Source organism: Janthinobacterium sp. GW460-12-1-14-LB5 (assembly GCF_059423585.1).
The window spans coordinates 68828-89283 of the sequence record NZ_JBWKYD010000017.1 but is presented as its reverse complement, the minus strand read 5'-3'; the positions used below and the strand labels follow the sequence as shown (position 1 = coordinate 89283).

At 64.1% G+C, this 20456-nt stretch carries 21 protein-coding genes; 10 read left to right on the top strand and 11 right to left on the bottom strand.

The window, feature by feature from the left end; all coding sequences use genetic code 11:
• Positions 1 to 2 precede the first annotated feature (2 nt).
• Positions 3 to 218 carry a (2Fe-2S)-binding protein gene (locus tag AC07X6_RS18440; RefSeq protein WP_086144695.1) on the bottom strand — a complete coding sequence of 72 codons (216 nt, stop codon included), beginning with the start codon at positions 216 to 218 and terminating at the stop codon, positions 3 to 5.
• A 412-nt stretch (positions 219 to 630) separates the two neighbouring features.
• On the opposite strand from AC07X6_RS18440, the gene AC07X6_RS18435 reads away from it, so the two are divergent.
• The 4 genes from AC07X6_RS18435 (at position 631) to AC07X6_RS18420 (ending at position 3345) form a co-directional block, all read left to right on the top strand.
• A complete protein-coding gene (locus tag AC07X6_RS18435; RefSeq protein WP_101483044.1) occupies positions 631 to 915 on the top strand; it encodes a FeoA family protein in 285 nt (94 codons plus the stop codon).
• A gap of 2 nt (positions 916 to 917) precedes the next feature.
• Complete coding sequence (gene feoB / locus AC07X6_RS18430; protein WP_494791941.1) at positions 918 to 2819, top strand: ferrous iron transporter B; 1902 nt, start codon at positions 918 to 920, stop codon at positions 2817 to 2819.
• Between the two features lie 9 nt (positions 2820 to 2828).
• The gene (locus AC07X6_RS18425; protein WP_230539199.1) at positions 2829 to 3110 is read left to right on the top strand and encodes a hypothetical protein; all 282 of its coding nucleotides are present in this window, start codon (positions 2829 to 2831) and stop codon (positions 3108 to 3110) included.
• A gap of 64 nt (positions 3111 to 3174) precedes the next feature.
• Entirely contained in the window at positions 3175 to 3345 is a 171-nt protein-coding gene (locus AC07X6_RS18420) for a hypothetical protein (RefSeq protein WP_474293307.1), read from the top strand.
• Between the two features lie 47 nt (positions 3346 to 3392).
• Here AC07X6_RS18420 and nagZ read toward each other — a convergent pair whose 3' ends face one another.
• From nagZ to AC07X6_RS18400, 4 genes are all read right to left on the bottom strand, one after another.
• Positions 3393 to 4934, bottom strand: coding sequence for a beta-N-acetylhexosaminidase (gene nagZ / locus AC07X6_RS18415; RefSeq protein ID WP_494791940.1), 1542 nt, complete (start codon positions 4932 to 4934; stop codon positions 3393 to 3395).
• 181 nt (positions 4935 to 5115) lie between these two features.
• Positions 5116 to 6726, bottom strand: coding sequence for an FMN-binding glutamate synthase family protein (locus AC07X6_RS18410; protein ID WP_494791939.1), 1611 nt, complete (start codon positions 6724 to 6726; stop codon positions 5116 to 5118).
• A gap of 104 nt (positions 6727 to 6830) precedes the next feature.
• Positions 6831 to 7841 carry a M48 family metallopeptidase gene (locus AC07X6_RS18405; RefSeq protein WP_494791938.1) on the bottom strand — a complete coding sequence of 337 codons (1011 nt, stop codon included), beginning with the start codon at positions 7839 to 7841 and terminating at the stop codon, positions 6831 to 6833.
• A gap of 3 nt (positions 7842 to 7844) precedes the next feature.
• The gene (locus tag AC07X6_RS18400; protein WP_494791937.1) at positions 7845 to 8897 is read right to left on the bottom strand and encodes a YjgN family protein; all 1053 of its coding nucleotides are present in this window, start codon (positions 8895 to 8897) and stop codon (positions 7845 to 7847) included.
• Between the two features lie 163 nt (positions 8898 to 9060).
• Between AC07X6_RS18400 and AC07X6_RS18395 the strand changes: the two genes are divergently transcribed.
• The 3 genes from AC07X6_RS18395 (at position 9061) to AC07X6_RS18385 (ending at position 11180) form a co-directional block, all read left to right on the top strand.
• Entirely contained in the window at positions 9061 to 9732 is a 672-nt protein-coding gene (locus AC07X6_RS18395) for a glutathione S-transferase (protein WP_494791936.1), read from the top strand.
• 216 nt (positions 9733 to 9948) lie between these two features.
• Entirely contained in the window at positions 9949 to 10722 is a 774-nt protein-coding gene (locus AC07X6_RS18390) for a 5'-3' exonuclease (RefSeq protein ID WP_230539192.1), read from the top strand.
• 50 nt (positions 10723 to 10772) lie between these two features.
• A complete protein-coding gene (locus tag AC07X6_RS18385) occupies positions 10773 to 11180 on the top strand; it encodes a response regulator (protein WP_494791982.1) in 408 nt (135 codons plus the stop codon).
• On the opposite strand, the gene mnmA is transcribed toward AC07X6_RS18385, so the two are convergent.
• Positions 11177 to 12298 (bottom strand): tRNA 2-thiouridine(34) synthase MnmA, encoded by a 1122-nt coding sequence (gene mnmA / locus AC07X6_RS18380; protein WP_230539191.1) that lies wholly within the window; start codon positions 12296 to 12298, stop codon positions 11177 to 11179. The two genes, AC07X6_RS18385 and mnmA, sit on opposite strands and share 4 nt — an antisense overlap.
• Before the next feature lie 32 nt (positions 12299 to 12330).
• A complete protein-coding gene (locus AC07X6_RS18375; protein WP_034745637.1) occupies positions 12331 to 12810 on the bottom strand; it encodes an NUDIX hydrolase in 480 nt (159 codons plus the stop codon).
• A 412-nt stretch (positions 12811 to 13222) separates the two neighbouring features.
• Between AC07X6_RS18375 and AC07X6_RS18370 the strand changes: the two genes are divergently transcribed.
• The 3 genes from AC07X6_RS18370 to AC07X6_RS18360 are packed head-to-tail and all read left to right on the top strand — an operon-like array spanning position 13223 to position 16137.
• Positions 13223 to 14335 (top strand): Re/Si-specific NAD(P)(+) transhydrogenase subunit alpha, encoded by a 1113-nt coding sequence (locus AC07X6_RS18370; RefSeq protein WP_474293292.1) that lies wholly within the window; start codon positions 13223 to 13225, stop codon positions 14333 to 14335.
• Between the two features lie 24 nt (positions 14336 to 14359).
• Positions 14360 to 14674 carry an NAD(P) transhydrogenase subunit alpha part 2 gene (locus tag AC07X6_RS18365; RefSeq protein WP_494791935.1) on the top strand — a complete coding sequence of 105 codons (315 nt, stop codon included), beginning with the start codon at positions 14360 to 14362 and terminating at the stop codon, positions 14672 to 14674.
• A gap of 8 nt (positions 14675 to 14682) precedes the next feature.
• Positions 14683 to 16137 (top strand): NAD(P)(+) transhydrogenase (Re/Si-specific) subunit beta, encoded by a 1455-nt coding sequence (locus AC07X6_RS18360; RefSeq protein WP_474295548.1) that lies wholly within the window; start codon positions 14683 to 14685, stop codon positions 16135 to 16137.
• 48 nt (positions 16138 to 16185) lie between these two features.
• Here the strand turns inward: AC07X6_RS18360 and AC07X6_RS18355 are convergent, their stop codons facing one another.
• From AC07X6_RS18355 to murU, 4 genes are all read right to left on the bottom strand, one after another.
• On the bottom strand, positions 16186 to 17139 hold the full coding sequence (locus tag AC07X6_RS18355) for a GGDEF domain-containing protein (RefSeq protein WP_494791934.1): 954 nt from the start codon (positions 17137 to 17139) through the stop codon (positions 16186 to 16188).
• Positions 17140 to 17255: 116 nt separating this feature from the next.
• The gene (locus AC07X6_RS18350) at positions 17256 to 18398 is read right to left on the bottom strand and encodes a UbiH/UbiF/VisC/COQ6 family ubiquinone biosynthesis hydroxylase (protein WP_494791933.1); all 1143 of its coding nucleotides are present in this window, start codon (positions 18396 to 18398) and stop codon (positions 17256 to 17258) included.
• 9 nt (positions 18399 to 18407) lie between these two features.
• Positions 18408 to 19730, bottom strand: a complete 1323-nt coding sequence (pepP, locus tag AC07X6_RS18345) for a Xaa-Pro aminopeptidase (protein ID WP_494791981.1) — start codon at positions 19728 to 19730, stop codon at positions 18408 to 18410.
• Positions 19730 to 20449 (bottom strand): N-acetylmuramate alpha-1-phosphate uridylyltransferase MurU, encoded by a 720-nt coding sequence (gene murU, locus AC07X6_RS18340; RefSeq protein WP_494791932.1) that lies wholly within the window; start codon positions 20447 to 20449, stop codon positions 19730 to 19732. The genes pepP and murU overlap by 1 nt, the downstream gene beginning before the upstream one ends.
• Positions 20450 to 20456 lie beyond the last annotated feature (7 nt).

Here is a 20456-nt window from a genome sequence, read left to right as displayed (position 1 = left end):
CTTTAGTTTGTCAGTACAGCTCGCATCAATACGGTTTCTTGCAGCACTGCCGTGGCGTTCAGGTGATCGTTCAGCACTTCCCGCGCGCATGTGTGGCATTTGCCGCAGCAGGTGGCCACGCCCAGGTCGCGGCGCAGTTCGGCCATGCTGGACAGGCCAAGATCGACGGCTTGACGGATTTCACGATCAGATATGTTGTTGCAGACACATACAATCATTGATACACCTTCTGGCTGGAGGATGAACAGACACTAGTGCTGGAAAGCATTGTTGCTAGTGTTTTAATGAGAATCATTATCATTACGTTTCATTGTCGCGCAAAGCGGGGGACAATGCAAGCGATTTTGATCAAGTGTGTGGCAGTTGGCGGCCTGGCGCCGCAGCTTGACAGGCCGTGTTTCCGCATGACGCAGCCCTTGATGGGGGCGGCTCTCCGGGCTAAATAAAAACTATTCGCATTCATGTTTATAATGCTGGTATTGTCTCGGACGGCCGCCGTCTGGACACATTGAAAGGCCGCTTGTCGGTAATGCGCAACAGTTGCGTTTTACCTCACAAACCTGGGACCAGTGCAAGGCGCCGCGCGCCGTAGCCTGTATCAGGTGTTCTTAATTTGAACGGAATTTGCTCATGACCCTAGTTCCACCCCTGATGACGCTCGATGCGCTGGCAGTCGGCCAGAGCGGCACGGTGTTGCATATCACGCCCCACGCGGCCGGACAGACGGAGGACGGCGTCGACCTGGCCCGCCGCCTGATGGAGCTGGGCTTCGTTCCCGGCGAACGACTGCGCATGCTCAAGCGCGGCATGCCCGGCGGCGATCCGCTGGCCATCAAGGTCGGCAATGCCACGTTCGCACTGCGCCGCTTCGAAGCGGCGCTGATCACGATTCAACCGCTGCTTCAACCGGAATAACCATGGGTGCTGTCGAAACTATTGTCGATGCGGGTGTGCACAAGCCGCCGCATCAGCCACAAATTGCCTTGCTGGGCAATCCGAACTGCGGCAAGACCGCCCTGTTCAACCGGTTGACGGGCGCGCGCCAGAAAGTGGCGAACTACGCCGGCGTGACCATCGAGCGCAAGGAAGGCCATTTCACTTCGCCCGCCGGCAAACCCGTGCGCGTGCTCGACCTGCCGGGCGCCTACAGCCTGTCGGCCACCACGCCCGATGAAGCCATCACGCGCGACGTGGTGGGCGGGCTGCGCCGCGGCGACCCGCGTCCGGACGCCATCATCTGCGTCGTCGACGCCACCAATTTGCGCCTGAATCTGCGCCTGGTGCTGGAAGTCCAGCGCCTGGGCCTGCCCATGCTGCTGGCGCTGAACATGACGGACGTGGCGCGCAAGCGCGGCATGCTGATCGACACGGGCAAGCTGTCGCAGGAACTGGGCATGCCCGTGGTGGAAACCGTGGCGGTGCAGCACGACGGCGAAAAAGCCTTGCTGAACGCCATCGACGCCATGCTGCCGCTGCCGGTCGTGGAAGCGAAACCGCTGGCGGCCATCGATGCCGTCAGCGTCGAAGAAACGCAGCGCGAAGTGCGCCGCATCCTGGCCACCGTCAGCAACGACACGGGCGACAGCGGCAACCTGACGGAAAAGATCGATGACGTGGTGCTGCACCCCGTCTTCGGCCCCATCATCCTGGCCGTGCTGATGTTCCTGATCTTCCAGGCCGTGTTTGCCTGGGCCGCCACGCCGATGGAAATGATCACCGATGGCGTGGGCCACCTGGGCGCCGTGCTGACGGCGAACATGCCCGACGGCCACCTGAAAAGCCTGCTGGTCGAAGGCATCATCGGCGGCGTCGGCAGCGTGCTGGTATTCCTGCCGCAAATTCTGATCCTGTTCTTCTTCATCCTGAGCCTGGAAGACTGCGGCTACCTGCCGCGCGCGGCCTTTTTGCTGGACCGCCTGATGGGCGGCGTGGGCCTGTCCGGCCGCGCCTTCATCCCGCTGCTGTCGAGCTTTGCCTGCGCCATTCCCGGCGTGATGGCGGCGCGCACCATCCAGAACCCGCGCGACCGCCTCGTTACCATCATGATCGCGCCGCTGATGACGTGTTCGGCGCGCCTGCCCGTGTACGCGCTGATCATCGCCGCCTTCATTCCCGAGCGCCAGGTATGGGGCTACCTGAGCCTGCAAGGCCTGGTGCTGTTCGTGCTGTACTTCGCCGGCATCATCTCGGCCATGGCCGTGGCCTGGGTCATGAAGCGCAGCATGGGCGTGCGCGGCAACCAGCCGCTGCTGCTGGAATTGCCCGCCTACCACTGGCCGCATTTGCGCAACCTGGCCGTCAGCCTGTGGGAGCGCGCGAAGATCTTCCTCACGCGCGTCGGCACCATCATCCTGAGCCTGATGATCATCCTGTGGTTCCTCAGCACCTTCCCCGGCGCGCCGGACAACGCGATTCACCCGCCCATCTACTACAGCCTGGCCGGCATCCTGGGCCGCGGCCTGGAAGTGATCTTCGCGCCCATCGGTTTCAACTGGCAGATCTGCATCGCGCTGGTGCCGGGCATGGCGGCGCGTGAAGTGGCCGTCGGCGCCCTGGGCACCGTGTATGCGCTGTCGCAAACGGGCGACGCGCTGGCGTCCACCCTGGAACCGCTGATCGCCCATTCGTGGTCGATGGCCACTGCGTTGTCGCTGCTGGCCTGGTATGTGTTCGCGCCGCAGTGCCTGTCGACCCTCTCCGTGGTGAAACGCGAGACGGGCGGCTGGCGCTATCCGCTGCTGATGGCCGGCTATATGTTCGCGCTCGCGTATGCCGCCTCGTTCATCACGTACCGCCTCGCCCTGATGCTGGGCGCTTAGGAGAAAACCATGTGGCAAACCCTTATCGTCGCCCTGATCGTCGCTGCCGCGCTGCTGCATTTTTCGACCAAGTACCTGCCGGCGGGCGTGCGCCGCGCCATCGTGCGCGGCCTGGTGCGCTGCGGCCTCGACGAGGCGAAGATGTCGGTGCTGTTCAAGGTGGCGCCCGGTTGTGGCAGCGGCTGCGGTTCCTGCGGCTCTTGCGACAGCCCGCCGCCGCCGTCCGCCACGCCGCCGGCCGACGGCAGCAGCAAGCGCGTGATCCTGATGCAGGTACAGCGCCAGGATTGATGTACGTCTGGTCACGGGCGCGCCCGTGGGCTACACTGGGCTTTCCGCATGGCAAGGAGTGGCAATGGCGATACTGTTGATCTTCATGTTTCTGTTTGCCGTCGCCACCTGGCTGCTGGCCAGCCGGCGCGGCCGCCACGGGGGACTCTGGTTCGGCATCGGCCTGTTTTTCGGGCCGTTTGCCTTGCTGGCGGTGGCGGCCCTGCCGCCCGTGCCAGCAGTTCAGCGGCCCTGAACGTAAAAAAACCCGCTGCTGCGGGTTTTTTTTCGCCGGTACTGCGCTTACGCTTTGCCGGCCAGCTTGTCGACGACCGGCACCAGCGCGGCCGGGCGGCAGCCGAAGGCGGCCAGGCGGCCTTGCGCCTTGGGCGCCAGATCCAGGTCGTAGGGCAAACGGCCCGCCACCAGCCACAGTTTATCGTGCGGCAGGGCCTCGACCAGGCGGCGCTGGCCGTCGACGAACATGGCGTTATACGTTTGCAGCACGATCTGTTGCGCGCCTTGCGCAAAATCAATGGCAGCCGCCACTTCCTCGTCCAGCGCTTCGGCCGACAGGGCGTATTCGCACACGTCCAGGCCCGCTTCGAGCAGCGCCGGCAGCATCGAGCTGCGCGCTTCCTTGTTGCGGCCCAGCGCCACTTCGTCGATTTCGCTGCGCGAGCGCACTTCCACCGTCAGCAGGGTCACGGGCAGGCTGGCGTCGAGCGGGCGGTAGTCGCCCTGCACGCGCAGCGCCGCCTTTTGCAGCAGCTGCGACAGGGCCATGGCGGCCGGCTGCATCAGCGCCGGCGGGGCGACGGGACGTTCGCGCCAGTCGCGCACGGCGCGGTTGCGCTTGAGTTCCGCCACGCGGGCAAGCGCCGCGTCGATGCGGGAGAGCGCGATGTCGCCGCGCTCCACGGCGGCGAGGACGGCGTCGATGGCCGCCGTCTGCTGCGCTTCGCGGTGCGAGATGAGGACGATGTCGGCGCCCGCCTGCAAGGTGGCGATGGCACCCTGGGCGATGCCGATGCCGTCGGCGATGGCCGCCATTTCCAGGCAATCCGTGATGACCACGCCCTTGTATTGCATTTCACCGCGCAGCAGGTCCGTCAGCACGCCTTTCGATAGCGTCGCCGGCACGCTGGTGTCGGCCTCGAAGGCGGGAAAGACCACGTGCGCCGTCATGATGGCGTCCACGCCGCCGGCAATCGCCGCGCGGAAGGGCGCCAGTTCCACGGCGCGCAGGCGTTCCTTGTCGTGCGGGACCAGGGCCATGGCGTAATGCGTGTCGATGGCCGTGTCGCCGTGGCCGGGGAAGTGCTTGGCGGTGACGGCCATGCCGCTGGCGCGCTGGCCGCGCATGGCCGCCATGCCGTAGTCGATGACGGTGGCGGCATCTTCGCCATACGCGCGCACGCCGATGACGGGGTTGTTGCGGTTGTTGTTCACATCCAGCACGGGCGCGAGCAGCATATTGATGCCGATCTGGCGCATTTCATCGCCGCTGATCTGGTTCATGCGTTCGCAGTCTTCGATGGAGCCGGCCGCCTGGAAGGCCATCGCCGCGGGAATCGGCGTGACGCCCTGCTCGATGCGCATCACCATGCCGCCTTCCTGGTCGATCGAGATCAAGAGCGGGATGTCGGACACTTCAGCGTTGATCTCCTGCAGCTCGCGGCACAGGGCCGACACTTGCGCGGGCGTATGCACGTTGCGGCGGAACAGGATCACGCCGCCCACCTTCTTGTTGCGTATCAAGGTCTTGATATGCTCGTCCGCCTGCAGGGCGTCGAAGCCCACCATGAACAACTGTCCTATTTTCTCGCGCAAACCCTGCTCCATGCTGCAACTCCTCCGGTATTGATTGTGACGACGGCATACGTATTCTGGCACCGTGGTGGCGCATCGAGGCGGTCACCGGAAAAGCTGCCCTGGTTTTGTACTTGTTTTGGTATTGTATTGGATTTGGGTTTTTGCGCAAGTGGTTATTAAGTGGTATTGCTCCGCTTGCGCAAACACCGCATCAATCGAGGCGCTGGAACGAGGCCGATTGCGCCTTGGGCCAGTACAGGCCGAACACGGGCGGCAGCTGCGGCAACTGGCTCGGGTCGAGCAGCTGGCCCGCTTCCAGGAAGGGCAGCAGGGCCGAGGCCAGTTTGACCTGGTTCGGCGAGATGCGCCGCACCAGGTGGTGCGGGCGCAGCTCCTGCGGGTGCGCCAGGCCGGCGGCGGCGATCAGTTCGGCCAGCGCCTTCATGGTGTTCTGGTGGAAGTGCGCCACGCGGGCGATCTTGTCGGATACCACCAGCGCGCGCTGGCGCTGCGGGTCTTGCGTGGCCACGCCCGTGGGGCAGCGGTCCGTGTGGCAGCTTTGCGACTGGATGCAGCCCAGCGCGAACATGAAGCCGCGCGCCGAATTGCACCAGTCGGCGCCCAGCGCCAGCAGGCGGGCGATGTCGAAGGCCGTGATGATCTTGCCCGAGCAGCCGATCTTGATCCTGTCTCGCAGGTTGGCGCCCACCAGGGTGTTATGCACGAGCACCAGCGCTTCCTGCAGCGGCGTGCCCACGTGGTCCGTAAATTCCAGGGGCGCCGCGCCCGTGCCGCCTTCGCTGCCGTCGACGACGATGAAGTCGGGCGTGATGCCCGTTTCGAGCATGGCTTTCACGATGGCGAAGAATTCCCACGGGTGGCCGATGGCCAGCTTGAAGCCCGTCGGCTTGCCGCCGGAGAGCGTGCGCAGGCGGTCGATGAAGCGCAGCATTTCCAGTGGCGTGGAAAAGGCGCTGTGCGCCGCCGGCGAGACGCAATCCTCGCCCACCATCACGCCGCGCGTGGTGGCGATCTCGATCGTCACTTTCGGGCCGGGCAGCACGCCGCCGTGGCCCGGCTTGGCGCCCTGCGACATTTTCAGCTCGATCATTTTCACTTGCTCCGAGCTGGCGTTGGCGATGAAGCGCTCTTCCGAAAACGTGCCGTCCTGGTTGCGGCAGCCGAAGTAGCCGGAGCCGATTTCCCATACCAGGTCGCCGCCGTTTTCGCGGTGGTAGGGGCTGATGCTGCCTTCGCCCGTATCGTGCATGAAGCCGCCGCTGCGCGCGCCGCCGTTCAGGGCCAGGATGGCGTTGGCGGACAGGGCGCCAAAGCTCATCGCCGAGATATTGAAGACGCTGGCCGAATACGGTTTATGGCGCGGGCAGTCCGGGTGGTTGCCGATCTCGATGCGGAAGTCGTGTCCCGTGACCTTGGCGGGGGCGATGGAATGGTTGATCCATTCGTAGCCGGCCTGGTACACGTCGAGCTGGGTGCCGAACGGGCGCTTGTCCGTCTGCTCCTTGGCGCGCTGGTAGACGATGCTGCGCTGGCTGCGCGAAAACGGCGTCGCCTCGCTGTCGCTTTCCAGGAAATACTGGCGGATTTCGGGGCGGATGCTTTCAAAAAAGAAGCGGAAGTGCGCGAGGATGGGATAGTTGCGGCGCAGGGCGCGCTTCGTTTGCAGCAGGTCGCTGATGCCGACCAGGGTCAGGGCACCGGCCAGCACGGGCAGCCAGTAGTGATCGTAGTAAAACAGGGACAGGACAAAGATGGCTGCCGTCGCAATGAAGGTCAGGTAGCGAAATGGTACTAGGTGCATGGGCACTCCGGGGAAGTCAGACTGATAACTGATGAGTCTACCTTCGATTCACGGAACGTGCTGGTGGGAAAGAACGCGGCGCCCGGAGGCGCCGCGTGAGGCGCTTAGCGCTGTGCGGCGCGGATGCGCTCGATCCGCTCGGCGCTGGCCGGATGGCTCGACAGATACGGCGTGCCCTCGTCCAGCTTGCCCAAGGCGACAAACACCTGCGCCAGATGTTCCAGCGCGATGCCGTTCTGGCGCAGCATGGCGATCGCGTAGTCGTCCGCATCGCGTTCGACATCGCGCGAATACTTCAAGTCCAGCAGCAGCGGCGGCAGGGTCGCCACCACCGTCGACACGTCGCCGAACAGCAGCGCCGCGCCGGCGCCCACGGCCGAGGTCTGGATGATGCGGCGCGTCAGGTGGCGCTGCTGCAAATGGCCCAGCTCATGCGCCAGCACGCCCATGATGGCCAGGTCGTCCGGCAGCAGTTCGATCATTTCGTCGGTCAGCACGATGTCGCCCGAAGGCAGGGCAAACGCATTCGGGCCGATCTTGCTCTTGCGGAAAACGATGCGGTGCGCGGGCGCGCTGTCGCCGGGCGTGGCCAGGCGCGCGAACTGATTGCGCAAGGCTTGCTGGCGCGTCTCAGCGAGCTTGCTCGCTTCAAACACGTGGCTGTCGAGGAAATCGAGCACGCCCTGGCCCAGCTGGCGCTCGACCGATTGTGGAATCGCATGGGCGATGCCTTGCGCCGCCAGCGGCAGCAGGTATTGATAGCTGAGCCAGAGGGCCAGCACCGTGGCCACCGTCGCCAGCAGGGCGCCGCGCCAGCTTTGCTGCAGCCGCACCACCCAGCCGTCGCGGTGGCCCGTGGCGTGCAGCATCTCGTTGAAGGCCGCCTGGTCGGCGATTTCCAGGTAGGCGCCGTCTGGAAAGCTGACCTTGCGCACGGCGTGGCGGCTGCGTTCGGACACGTGCAGCTCGCCCAGCGGGCAGCTGCGCTCGATGTCGCCCGCCAGCACGGCCACGCCATCGCGCACGCTGAGCGTGACGTGGTACAGGCGCGAACTCTGGCCGTCGAAATAGCGGGCGGCCAGCGCGGCGTGGTCTTCTTGCGTGTCGGCGTTCATTGCTTACAGCGACAGGTCGAAGTCCAGCAGGTCGACCATGCCTTCGCCCGTGGCCGATACTTGCTGGCCCGTGGCGGCGACGAACTCGTCCAGGCTGCCATGCACCAGCATCGAGGTCGCCTCCAGGCGGTACTTCAGCCAGCGCACCTGGGCGAATGGCGTAAACAGGCCCAGGGTGAAGACCACGCCCAGCAGGTTAGTCAGCATGACGAAGGTGGTGCGGCCCCACGTCAGCTGCGACTGGAACTGGTGCTGCTGCAAGCGCGTATTGTTCCAGATCAGGTTCTGGATCATGGTCAGGAACAGCGGCAGCACGGTAAACGCCCACAGGTACAGGGCGCCGATGGCAAACAGCACGCTTTCGAGCTTGGCCCTGTCACTCATATCGGCGGAAAACGAGGCGAACATGCTGCCGAAGACGACGAAAACCAGCACCAGCAGCCCGCCCAGCAGCAGCGCGAAGAACAGCAGATAGGTCTTGTAGAAGCTGCCGACCGTGGCGTCAAAGCTGAAATGGGTGGCGCCGAAACGGCTTTGCGTGTGCTGGAAGCGCTTCAGGCGCTGGTGCAGGAAAGGCGTCATCAGGCCGCCCGTGAAGGTATTCAGGATGGGCAGCCACAGGAAGTACTTGTAGGCCTCCCTGGCGCTGCCGCTGAAGCCGAAGCGGATACCACGGTAGCTGGTGTTGTACAGCTTGAATTGCAGGCTTTTCCATATCAGCCAGGGCAGGATGGCGGCCAGCAGCACGAACATCAGCAAGCCGACGATGGGCGAGACCTGGAAGGCGATGTTGTAGCCGGCGATCAGCACCACGGCGGCGATGCGGCCCTTCAGGATGGCCACGGCATTGCCATGGTATTCGAAGCTGCTGCCGGCCAGGTGGGTGCTGGAATAGAAATAGCGGTTGCGGCGCACCTTGGCCCAGGCCGAGTAAATGCCCAGGGTGACGATGCTCAGCAGCAGGTTAACGATCCAGATACGGAAGTATTCGCTGCCGGTGGCGCTGAAGGTGATGGCTTCTTGTCTGGGAGTAGTGTTGTTTGCGTCGAAATCCACAGGGGGTTTCCTTACTTATTGGAAACAAAACAAGATAAGGGATTATTGAAAAGTTATCAATTGAAAATACTGTTTTTCGCAATTTTTTCGTCGATTCGCTTGCGCTGCCCCGATCCGGCCGTCCCGGCTATACTGGAACTCAACCATCGCTACCGGGAAAACCATGATCGTCGTCCACCATCTGAACAATTCGCGCTCGCAGCGCGTGCTCTGGCTGCTCGAGGAACTGGGCCTGGAATATGAGGTCAAGCGCTACCAGCGCGACCCGAAAACCATGCTGGCGCCCGCTTCCTTGAAAGCCGTCCATCCGCTGGGCAAGTCGCCCGTGATCACGGATGGCGCCAATACCATCGCCGAGTCGGGCGCCATCATCGATTACCTGGTCGAGCGCTACGGCAATGGCCGTTTGATACCGGCGGCCGGCACACCGGACAAGCTGCGCTGGACCTACTGGCTGCATTTCGCGGAAGGCTCGGCCATGCCGCCGCTGCTGATGAAGCTGGTGTTTGACAAGGTCGAATCGTCGCCGATGCCGTTTTTCGTCAAACCGGTCGCGCGCGGCATCGCCAGCAAGGTCAAGAGCAGCTTCATCCTGCCCAATATCAACAGCCAGCTGGCCTATATGGAAGCGGAACTGGAGAAAAGCAAATGGTTTGCCGGCAATGAATTCACGGCGGCCGATATCCAGATGAGCTTTCCGCTGGAAGCGGCCGCCATGCGCGGCGGACTCGACGAGCGCCTGCCGAAGCTGACGGCGTTCCTGCAGCGCATCCACGCGCGGCCCGCCTACCAGCGCGCGCTCGAGCGTGGCGGCCCCTACGATTTCGCCAAATGAGAACGCCTAACCAAACCTACTGCGCGTCGCGACTTGCGGCCTGCGATGCTCACCGTACTTGAGTACGGTTGCGCTTCTTAGCCACAATTCACTTCCGCTCGCTACGGTTTTGTTAGGCGTTGGTACGCCGCGTAAAACCTGCCAAGCGGAATTCGCGGGGAATAGTGCTCGCTCCATACGGTAAAATGCCCGATTCAACCAGTATTTACTTACCGCATGGCCAGACTCCTCGCTATCGACGGCTTGAATATCGTACGCCGCGTCTACGAAGCCAGTCCTGAACCCGATTCCGACCTGAAGGCGGAGATCGCGCTGCGCCATGCGCTGTCGTCGTTCCGCACCCTCATCAACGACCACGAGCCGACGCACATCCTGCCCGCCTTCGACTTTGGCGGCCCCACCTGGCGCCACGCCCTGTATGCCGGCTACCGCGAGGGGCGCCAGCCCATGCCGCAGGTGCTGCGCGACGCCTTGCCCGGCTTTTACGCCACGCTGGCCAGCTTCGGCATGCACGTGGTCAGCATCCCCGAGGTCGAGGCCGACGACGTGATCGGCACGGCCGTCATGCGCTGGCTGCACGAGGGGCGCGGCGCGGCCGTCATCGCCACCACCGACAAGGATTTGCATGGCCTGATCGCGCACGGCGCGCTCGTGTGGGACCATTTCAAGGGCATCTGGCACGACCGCGCCTGGGTCGAGAAAAAGTTCGGCGTGCCGCCGGAACTGCTGCCCGACCTGCTGGCGCTGATGGGCGACGTCACCGACAGCATCCCCGGCGTGTCGAAGATCGGCCTGAAGACGGGCGCGAAACTGTTGCGCGCTTACGGCAATATCGACGCCGTGATGGCCGGCGCGGGCATTTTGCCCGGCACGCTGGGCGAAAGCCTGCGAAAAGAGCGGGAAATACTGTATCTTTCAAGAAAGTTAGTAGAACTCAAGACCGACGTGACCCTGGGTGTGACCTGGAACAAGCTCGTCTGGGAAAAATAGAGCTCTTCTGGCCAGAACACGGAATAAATCAAGCAAGGGAAGTAATCATGATGTTAAAGACAGTCCTGATCGATAGCAGCGCCGTGGCGCGCGGCCTGCTGAACACGGTCCTGACCGATGGCGGCTACGACGTCTGCGGGCAGACGCATACCAGCGCGCTGGGTCTGGCGCTGCTGGTCAAGCACCATCCGCATTTCGTCTGCATCGCGCGCGAACAGGTGGAAGACGGGACGAATGTGGTGCAAATCATCCGCGCCCAGTACCCGAAGACGCTCATTTTCATGGTCTCGGGCGGCATCGACGCCGCCTCGCTGCAGGCGGCCCATGCCATGGGCGTGTCGGGCTTCATCGTGAAACCCTTCATGGCCGACACGGTCCTGAAAACCGTGCGCAACACGGTGATCGCCATGGTGCGCAAGCAGCAGGCCCTGGCCGCCGCTGCGCAAGGCAATACCTAGACGCCAGCCAGGCCCGTCGCGCTGGCGATGATGCCGCCACCGAGGCACACATCGCCGTCGTACAGCACGGCCGACTGGCCCGGCGTGACGGCCCATTGCGCCTGATCAAAGGCCAGGCTGAACAGTTCATTTCCATTCGGCAACAACTGGCAAGCCACGTCGGCCTGGCGGTAGCGTGTCTTGGCGCTCAAGGCGCCCGCCTGCGGCGCCGTGCCGGCCACCCAGCTGGCCTGGTCGGCCGTCAACGATGGCGACAGCAGCCACGGGTGGTCATGGCCCTGCACCACCCACAGGGTATTGTTGGCGATATCCTTGCGCGCCACGTACCAGGCGTCGCTGCTGCCGTCCGCATTCTGGTACGACTTCACGCCGCCGATACCGATGCCCTTGCGCTGGCCCAGCGTGTAAAAACTCAGTCCCACGTGTTCGCCCACGGTCTTGCCGTCGGCCGTCTTCATCGGGCCCGGCTTGTACGACAGGTAGCGGTTCAAGAATTCGCGGAACGGGCGTTCGCCAATGAAGCAGATACCCGTGGAATCCTTCTTCTGCGCGTTCGGCAGGGCCAGTTTTTCGGCGATCTGGCGCACTTGCGTCTTCGGGATTTCACCGAGCGGAAACAAGGTCTTGGACAACTGCGCCTGGTTCAGGCGGTGCAGGAAGTAGCTTTGGTCCTTGCTGGCGTCGACGGCCTTGAGCAGTTCATAGCGGCCCGCATCGGTCGGCGCCTGGCGCACGCGCGCATAGTGGCCGGTGGCGATCAGGTCGGCGCCCAGGGTCATGGCGTGGTCAAGGAAGGCCTTGAACTTGATTTCGGCGTTGCACAGCACGTCCGGGTTCGGCGTGCGGCCGGCCTGGTATTCGCGCAAGAAATCGGCGAACACGCGGTCCTTGTATTCGGAAGCGAAATTGACGGCTTCGATATCGACGCCGATGACGTCGGCCACGCTGGCCGCGTCGATCCAGTCCTGGCGCGTGGAGCAGTATTCCGAATCGTCGTCATCTTCCCAGTTTTTCATGAACAGGCCGATGACTTCATAGCCTTGTTCCTTCAGCATCCATGCCGCGACCGAGGAATCGACCCCACCCGACATGCCGATAACGACTTTCTTCTTGCTCATCTTGCCTTCCAGTTACTTTTTAGATAATGTTGCTATGCGCTATTGAAAACGGACGCATGCGTGTGCAGCAGGGCCAGCGGCGCGCGCCGGCCGGCCAGGTATTCGTCCACGCACTGCAGCACCAGGGGGCTGCGGTGGCGTTCCTGGCATGCCGCCAGCTCGTCGCGCGTCATCCACAGGGTGCGGATGATGCCTTCGTCCAGCGGGCGGTCATGCTCGGCGCCGGCCGTGCCGCAAAAGGTGAAGCGCAGATAGGTCACGTCCTCGCCCGTGCGCAGTGACTGGTAGCGCGACATGTACATGCCGACCAGTGCCGTGGGGATGAAATCGTAGGCCGCTTCTTCCAGCGTTTCGCGGATCACCGCCTGTTCCAGCGACTCGAACGGGTCGAGGTGACCGGCCGGTTGATTGATCTTGATGCCTTCGCTGGTCTCTTCTTCAATCAGTAAAAACAGGCCGTCGCGCTCGACGATGGCGGCAACGGTGACAGAGGGTTTCCAGATTCTCGGCATGATTCCATCCTTGAAAGAGCCGACATTTTATCTTGTTCTGCGCGCGCGGTTTGAACCCGGCCTTCTGTTGCGCGGACATATTGATAAATGACAACGTTTTAGCAAATAGCGGTGGGAGGTACTTACGTCTTTCCCGGGGAGCACACTAGCATGGGGGCTTAGGCGGCAAGATGGCAGGAAACGCCCGCTAATATAGGCTTTCCCTGTGGTCAAAACAAGCGCGCACGCAGGCTCGACTGTGGTGAGATTGACACACCTTTCCCACAATATGGTCGCTGCGCCGCATGGTGAAACGAATCGTGGGATGTTGATGAAATTAGTGTCGTACGACTAAAAGTTGCTGGTTCACAAACGTTTAACGCGCTGCTTTCCGTGTTAGATTCTAGTCAGTTTATCAATTAGCGGAGGCATCATGAGGATAGGCATACCGGCCGAAACACGGCCTGGTGAAACGCGGGTGGCAGCAACGCCCGAGACAGTCAAGAAGCTGGCAGCCAAGCATCAAGTCGTCGTGCAGTCGGGAGCGGGCCTGCAAGCGTCGATTCCCGATGAAGCCTATGCCGCCGCCGGCGCGCAGATCGGCACCGCCCAGGAAGCATACGGTTGCGCCATCGTGCTCAAGGTGCGCGCACCGGACGCCGCTGAGCGGGCCCTGATGGCCAGCGGCACGGTGCTGATCGGCATGTTGAACCCGTTTGACGCGGACAATATCGCCGCCATGGCCACGGCCGGGCTGTCCGCCTTCGCGCTGGAAGCCGTGCCGCGCATCACGCGCGCGCAATCGATGGACGTGCTGTCATCGCAGGCGAACATCGCCGGCTACAAGGCCGTGCTGGTGGCCGCAAATACCTATCAGCGCTTCATGCCCATGCTGATGACGGCGGCCGGCACCGTCAAGGCGGCCCGCGTGCTGATCATGGGCGTGGGCGTGGCCGGTTTGCAGGCGATCGCCACGGCCAAGCGCCTGGGCGCCGTCATCGAAGCGTCCGACGTGCGCCCGCCCGTCAAGGAACAAGTGGAGTCCCTGGGCGCCAAGTTCCTCGATGTGCCTTTCCTCACCGATGAAGAAAAGGAAATCGCCAAGGGTTCGGGCGGCTATGCGCGCGCCATGCCGGCCGACTGGATGCGGCGCCAGGCCGAACTGGTGCACGAACGGGCGAAACTGGCCGACATCATCATCACCACGGCCCTGATTCCCGGCCGCGCCGCGCCCGTGCTCATTTCAGAAGAAACGGTGAAAGCCATGAAACCGGGCTCCGTCATCGTCGACCTGGCCGTCGAGCAGGGCGGCAACTGCCCCCTGTCCGAGCTGGGCAAGACGGTGCTCAAGCACGGCGTGTATATCGTCGGCGAGCCGAATCTGGCGACCCTGGTGGCGGCCGACGCCTCGGCCCTGTATGCGCGCAACGTGCTGGACTTTTTAAAGCTCATCATCGACAAGGACGATCAATTGCTGATCGACCGCGAGGATGAAATCATCAAGGCCAGCCTGGTTTGCGCGGGCAATGACATCCTCAGAAAATAACGCGGCGCCGGAGAAAACAACATCATGGAAATCAGTCACACCATCATTAACCTGATCATCTTCGTGCTGGCCATTTATGTCGGCTATCACGTCGTCTGGACCGTCACGCCGGCGCTGCATACGCCGCTGATGGCCGTTACCAATGCCATTTCCGCCATCATCATCATCGGCGCCATGCTGGCGGCCGGCCTGACGCAAGGCCCGTTGGCGCAGGCGGCCGGCACCCTGGCCGTGGCCCTGGCCGCCGTCAACGTGTTTGGCGGCTTCCTCGTCACGCAGCGCATGCTCGAGATGTTCCGTAAAAAAGAACCGAAGGCCAAGCAAGGAGCAAAAGAATGAGTCACGCCATGAGCTTCGTCACCATGAACCTGGTGACGATGATGTACCTGATCGCCTCGGTGTGCTTCATCCAGGCCCTGAAAGGCCTGTCGTCGCCCTCCACGGCGCGCCGCGGCAATGCCTTTGGCATGAGCGGCATGGCCATTGCCGCCGTCACCACCGTGGCGCTGATCCTGAAGCTGAAGGAGCAGCAGACGGGCGGCATGGGCCTGACCCTGGTCATCATCGGCATCGTCACGGGCGGCGCCATCGGCGCCTACCTGGCGAAAACCGTGGAAATGACGAAGATGCCGGAACTGGTGGCGGCCATGCATTCGCTGATCGGCCTGGCGGCCGTGTGCATCGCCGTGGCGGCCGTGTCGGAACCGTGGGCCTTCAATATCGCCAAAAACGGCGAGGCGCTGCCGATCGGTAACCGCTTCGAGCTGTTCATCGGTACCTTTGTCGGCGCCATCACGTTTTCCGGCTCGGTGATCGCCTTCGGCAAGCTGTCGGGCAAATACAAGTTCCGCCTGTTCCAGGGCGCGCCCGTCAGCTTCAAGGGCCAGCACATGCTCAACCTGGTGCTGGCGCTGGTGATGATCGCGCTGGGCCTGGTGTTCTGTTTTGCCGACGGGGTGGAGCCGGCCTGGACGCCGTTCATCGTCATGGCCGTCATCGCCTTTGCCCTGGGCGTGCTGATCATCATCCCCATCGGCGGCGCCGACATGCCGGTGGTGGTGTCGATGCTCAACAGTTACTCGGGCTGGGCCGCGGCCGGCATCGGTTTTTCGCTGAATAACTCGATGCTGATCATCGCCGGTTCGCTCGTGGGGTCTTCCGGCGCGATCCTGTCGTACATCATGTGCAAGGCCATGAACCGCTCCTTCTTCAACGTCATCCTGGGCGGCTTCGGCGGCGATGCGCCGGCGGCAGGCGTGGCCGGCGCGCAGGAGCAGCGCCCCGTCAAATCGGGCTCGGCCGACGATGCCGCCTTCATCATGGGCAATGCGGAAACCGTCATCATCGTGCCCGGCTACGGCCTGGCCGTGGCGCGCGCGCAGCACTCGCTGAAAGAACTGGTGGAAAAGCTCACGCACAAGGGCGTCACCGTCAAATATGCGATCCACCCCGTGGCGGGGCGCATGCCGGGCCACATGAACGTGCTGCTGGCCGAAGCCGAGGTGCCATACGACCAGGTGTTCGAGATGGAAGACATCAACGGCGAATTCGGCCAGACGGACGTGGTGCTGGTGCTGGGCGCGAACGACGTGGTCAACCCGGCGGCGAAAGACCCGAAATCGCCGATCGCCGGCATGCCGATCCTGGAAGCCTATAAGGCCAAGAGCATCATCGTCAACAAGCGCTCGATGGCTTCCGGCTATGCGGGCCTGGACAACGACCTGTTCTACCAGCCGAACACGATGATGGTGTTTGGCGACGCCAAGAAGGTGATCGAGGATATGCTCAAGGCCGTCGAGTAAGGCAAGGCCTTGCGCAGAGGAAGATGGCCCGCCTTGCGCGGGCCGTTTTTATTGGGCGGCCGCTGCCGCGACGACTTTGTTGCGTCCCTGGTGCTTGGCCGCATACAGGGCCTTGTCCGCTTCCGACATGGCCGCGTCCAGGCTGGCGCCGGCCGTCAGGGAGGCCACGCCGATGCTGATGGTCACCTGCAGCGCGCCGCCGTCGGGCAGCACGGTGACCGCCGCCGCCACGGCCGCGCGGATGCGTTCGGCCACCTGGTGTGCCTGCTGCAAGGTCGCGTCGGGGAACAGCAGGCCGAATTCCTCGCCGCCGAGGCGCGCCGCCACGTCGGTGATGCGTCCCGTGTCGCGCAGCGCCTGCGCCACCGTGCGCAGCACGGCGTCGCCCACGGCATGGCCATAGCGGTCGTTGATCTTCTTGAAGTGGTCGAGGTCGGCCACGCCCACGGTCAGGGCGGCGCCGCTGCGCGCCGCGCGCGCCATCGCCTGCTCGGCTTGCGCTTCATAGGCGCGCCGGTTGGGCAGCGACGTCAGCGCATCGTGCAGCGCCTGCTGTTCCAGCTGCGCCAGCAGGCTGGCGTTCTTGGCCGCCAGTTCGCGCCGTTCGCGCACGTCGAGCAAGAAGGCGCCGAAATAGCGCATGCCGTCGACCACGCCCAGGTCCAGCGCCTTCATTTCGATGGGGATCATCTGTGCGTTGCGGTGGCGGATGGCGAATTCGCGGATTTTCCCCAGGACGCTGGACTGGCGCGAGCTGCGGATGTAGTTGATGACGAGGTTGTCGTGCTGCGAGGCGACGGTGTCGGGCAACAGGCCGTTCAGGGTCTGGCCCAGCAATTCTCCGCTGGCATAGCCCGACAGTGCCTGCATGGCGCCATTGATATAGCGGATGCGGCACTGCTCGTCGATGATGATGACGGCGTCGAGGGCGTCTTCCAGCAGGCGGGAAAAAAGTACTTCGGGAAGAGCGGCAGGCGGTGCTGCGGGCAATGCATCTGTCATGGAACGGTCGCCAAAAGCCAGGTGACAGCCATTGTCGCATCCGCGGGCCGTTTACTCCATGCCGGATCGCCCGCCTGTTTCTTTTTCGCCCGTGCCCTTTCCTTATTAATAATATTTCAGCGGCGGCCGTACATCATCAGTTCCGCCAACCCCTTGCGCGCGGGCGGGAACGCATCCAGCAAGCCCAGCGACAGGCCCAGCAAGCCTTGCGTGGGGGCGCTGCCCGTGAAGATGCGCGCCATGGTGTCGGTGACGCGCACGGTCAGGCCCCGGTCGGCCTGGCGCAGGCTGGCGTAGCGTTCCAGCGCTGCGGGGCTGCAGTCCTGCGCCAGCACGCGGGCCAGCACGGCGGCGTCGCGCAAGCCCAGATTCAGGCCCTGTCCCGCCACCGGGTGCAGGGTTTGCGCCGCATTGCCGATGGCGACCGTGCGCGCCGTGCCGCCCGCCTGCGCGTTCAGGCCCAGCGGATAGGCCAGGCGCGCCGTCGCATGGGTAAAGCGTCCCAGGCGGCTGCCGAAGGCGGCGCCCAGGCGGGCCAGGAAGGCTGCGTCGTCCAGCGCCAGCAATTGTTCGGCGCGCGTGGGCGGCACGCACCACACCAGCGCGTAGCCGTCGTCCTGCGGCAGTAAGGCCAGCGGGCCTTCATCGGTGAAGCGTTCAAACGCGCGGTGGGCGATGGGGCTGCTTACGCGCACATGGGCAATGATGGCGCTTTGGCCATAATCGCGGCTGACGGCGCGCTCCTGCTGCTGGCCGAACAGGCCGCCCTCGGCCTGCACCAGCAGGCTGGCGCGCAAGCTCGACGCGGCGCCAGCCTGGTCGATCTGCACGGACACGCCGTCGCCATCCTCCGCGCTGCCCGTGACCAGGGCCGGGCGCAAGCTGGCCACGCCCAGGCGCTCGCATACGTCGGCCAGCGCGCTGACAACGGCGCCGTAGCGGGCCACGTAGCCGAGCGCCTCGACGCCATGCTCGCCGCGGTCCATCAGGCTGCGCCCGAACTGGCCGCGGCGCGAGACGTGAATCTGGTGGATGGGCGTCGCCTCGACGGGCCAGGCGCCCGCTTCCTCGAGTATCTGGCGGCTGCCGTGCGACAGGGCGATGGTGCGCGGGTCGCGCCGGGCTTGCTCGATGGATTTGGCGTCGAGCAGGGCGATGCCGGCGGCGCGGCTGCCGCGCTGCACCAGCAGGGCGGCCAGCGCCATGCCGACGGGACCGGCGCCGCAGATGGCGAGATCGAAAGTGGACGGTGTATGCATGCGGCGGTGTTAATCCTGTGTCATCAGTTGTTCGATTTCAGCGACGCTCCTGGGCGCCGTGCTGAAGACTTCATGGCCTTGCGGCGTGACCAGCACATCGTCTTCGATGCGGATGCCGGTATGCCAGAACTGCTCCGGCACGCCCGCGCCGGGGCGCACGTAGATGCCCGGCTCCACCGTCAGCACCATGCCCGGTGCCAAAGCGCGCCATGGCTTGCCGGGCGCGCCCGTGTCGCGGTAGGCGCCCACGTCGTGCACGTCCATGCCCAGCCAGTGGCTGGTGCCGTGCATGTAGAAGGGCATATAGGCCTTGTCGGCGATCACGTCCTGCACGCTGCCGCTTTTTTGGCGGCCAAGCAAACCCAGGTCCAGCATGCCCTGCGCCAGCACCTGCACGGCCGCCTCGTGGATGGCGCTGTGCGGCAAGCCGGGGCGCACCACGTCCAGCGCCGCCTGCTGCGCCGCCAGCACCAGTTCATACAGCGCCTTTTGCGGGCCGCTGAAGCGGCCGTTGACGGGAAAAGTGCGCGTGATGTCGGAGGCGTAGCCGTCGAGTTCGCAGCCGGCGTCGATCAAGACCAGCTCACCGTCTTTTAATACCGCGTTGTTGGCGCTGTAATGCAGGATGCAGGCGTTGCCGCCGCCGGCCACGATGGAAGAATACGCGGGGAACTGCGCGCCGCTGCGCCGAAATTCGTACAGCAGCTCTGCTTCCAGCGCGTATTCGTGCAGGCCGGGCCGCGTGGCGCGCATGGCGCGCGCGTGCGCGGCGCTGGAAATGGCGGCCGCGCGGCGCATCAGCTGCTGTTCTTCCGGGTCTTTCAGCAGGCGCATGGCGTCGAGCATGCCATGGATGTCATGCGCCATGGCGGGCGCCGTGACGCCGCTGCGGGCCTTCTGCCGCACATTGTGCAGCCAGACCTTCACTTGTGCATCGAGGCTGCCGCCCAGCGCATAGTAGATGGCGGGGGCGTCGGCCAGCAGGCGGCTCATTTCCGCATCGAGTTCCTCGATGGGGAAGGCGCTGTCAAAACCGAAGCTGGCGCGCGCCGCTTCGGGGCCGTGGCGGAAACCGTCCCAGATTTCGCGCTCCGTATTCTTGGCGCGGCAAAACAGGATGGCGCGCGCGGGCGCCGTGGCGCTGGCGGCCACCAGGGCCACGGCGCTGTCGGGTTCCGTGAAACCGCTGAGGTAATAGAAATAGCTGTCGTGCCGGTACGGATAATCGCAATCGCTGTTGCGCGCCACTGCGGGCGCCGTGGCAAGAATGGCCACGCTGCCCGGCAGCATCTGCGCCAGCAGCGCCGCGCGCCGGGCCGCGTAGTTGGCCATCATGTTGCGCTGGCCTTGGCCGTCACGCCATTGAGCGTGTCGAGCTGCTGCGGCGTGCCCACATTCGTCCACTCGCCAGTATAGACTTCGCCGCCCACGCGCCCCTGGTCCGCGTACTGGCGCAGCAGATCGCCCAGTCTGGCATGGCTGCCGGGCGTGATGCCGTCGAACATCTCGGGACGGTACACGCCGATGTTGGCGAAAGTCCACTTGGTCTCGTCCGTATTGTTGATCGCGAACAAGGTCAGGCCGAAGTCGCCCTTGGGATGGAAGTCGGGATTGGGCACCAGGTAGGTCCAGGCGATGTCGCGCTGGTCGGCCGGATACGGCGTGCCCAGCACATCTTTGTCGGCCAGCACGTCGAGTACTTGTTTGAAATCAAAGTAGGGGCAATAGATGTCGCCGGAAATGGCGAGAAATGGTTCATTACCCAGCAAGTGGCGCGCCTGGGCGATGCCGCCCGCCGTTTCCAGCGGTGTGCTTTCTGGCGAGTACGCGATGCGCGCGCCGTACGCGCTGCCGTCGCCCAGGGTTTCCTCGATCAAATGGCCCAGGTGCGAATGGTTGATGACGATGTCCGTGATGCCGGCGCGCACCAGGTTCAGCACATGCCAGACGATCAGCGGGCGGCCGCGCACTTTCAGCAGCGGTTTGGGACAGGTATCGGTAAGCGGACGCATCCGTTCACCGCGGCCTGCGGCAAAGATCATGGCTTTCATGGGTAGT

Excerpts from the sequence above, each read along its gene's own strand:
- AC07X6_RS18360 (WP_474295548.1), top strand. The coding sequence starts at position 14,683 with ATGAGCTTCGTCACCATGAACCTGGTGACGATGATGTACCTGATCGCC.
- AC07X6_RS18410 (WP_494791939.1), bottom strand. The coding sequence starts at position 6,726 with ATGCACCTAGTACCATTTCGCTACCTGACCTTCATTGCGACGGCAGCC.
- AC07X6_RS18370 (WP_474293292.1), top strand. The coding sequence starts at position 13,223 with ATGAGGATAGGCATACCGGCCGAAACACGGCCTGGTGAAACGCGGGTG.
- murU (WP_494791932.1), bottom strand. The coding sequence starts at position 20,449 with ATGAAAGCCATGATCTTTGCCGCAGGCCGCGGTGAACGGATGCGTCCG.
- pepP (WP_494791981.1), bottom strand. The coding sequence starts at position 19,730 with ATGGCCAACTACGCGGCCCGGCGCGCGGCGCTGCTGGCGCAGATGCTG.
- AC07X6_RS18440 (WP_086144695.1), bottom strand. The coding sequence starts at position 218 with ATGATTGTATGTGTCTGCAACAACATATCTGATCGTGAAATCCGTCAA.
- AC07X6_RS18435 (WP_101483044.1), top strand. The coding sequence starts at position 631 with ATGACCCTAGTTCCACCCCTGATGACGCTCGATGCGCTGGCAGTCGGC.
- AC07X6_RS18425 (WP_230539199.1), top strand. The coding sequence starts at position 2,829 with ATGTGGCAAACCCTTATCGTCGCCCTGATCGTCGCTGCCGCGCTGCTG.
- AC07X6_RS18395 (WP_494791936.1), top strand. The coding sequence starts at position 9,061 with ATGATCGTCGTCCACCATCTGAACAATTCGCGCTCGCAGCGCGTGCTC.
- AC07X6_RS18390 (WP_230539192.1), top strand. The coding sequence starts at position 9,949 with ATGGCCAGACTCCTCGCTATCGACGGCTTGAATATCGTACGCCGCGTC.
- mnmA (WP_230539191.1), bottom strand. The coding sequence starts at position 12,298 with ATGAGCAAGAAGAAAGTCGTTATCGGCATGTCGGGTGGGGTCGATTCC.
- AC07X6_RS18355 (WP_494791934.1), bottom strand. The coding sequence starts at position 17,139 with ATGACAGATGCATTGCCCGCAGCACCGCCTGCCGCTCTTCCCGAAGTA.
- AC07X6_RS18385 (WP_494791982.1), top strand. The coding sequence starts at position 10,773 with ATGTTAAAGACAGTCCTGATCGATAGCAGCGCCGTGGCGCGCGGCCTG.
- AC07X6_RS18375 (WP_034745637.1), bottom strand. The coding sequence starts at position 12,810 with ATGCCGAGAATCTGGAAACCCTCTGTCACCGTTGCCGCCATCGTCGAG.
- feoB (WP_494791941.1), top strand. The coding sequence starts at position 918 with ATGGGTGCTGTCGAAACTATTGTCGATGCGGGTGTGCACAAGCCGCCG.
- AC07X6_RS18365 (WP_494791935.1), top strand. The coding sequence starts at position 14,360 with ATGGAAATCAGTCACACCATCATTAACCTGATCATCTTCGTGCTGGCC.
- nagZ (WP_494791940.1), bottom strand. The coding sequence starts at position 4,934 with ATGGAGCAGGGTTTGCGCGAGAAAATAGGACAGTTGTTCATGGTGGGC.
- AC07X6_RS18350 (WP_494791933.1), bottom strand. The coding sequence starts at position 18,398 with ATGCATACACCGTCCACTTTCGATCTCGCCATCTGCGGCGCCGGTCCC.
- AC07X6_RS18420 (WP_474293307.1), top strand. The coding sequence starts at position 3,175 with ATGGCGATACTGTTGATCTTCATGTTTCTGTTTGCCGTCGCCACCTGG.
- AC07X6_RS18405 (WP_494791938.1), bottom strand. The coding sequence starts at position 7,841 with ATGAACGCCGACACGCAAGAAGACCACGCCGCGCTGGCCGCCCGCTAT.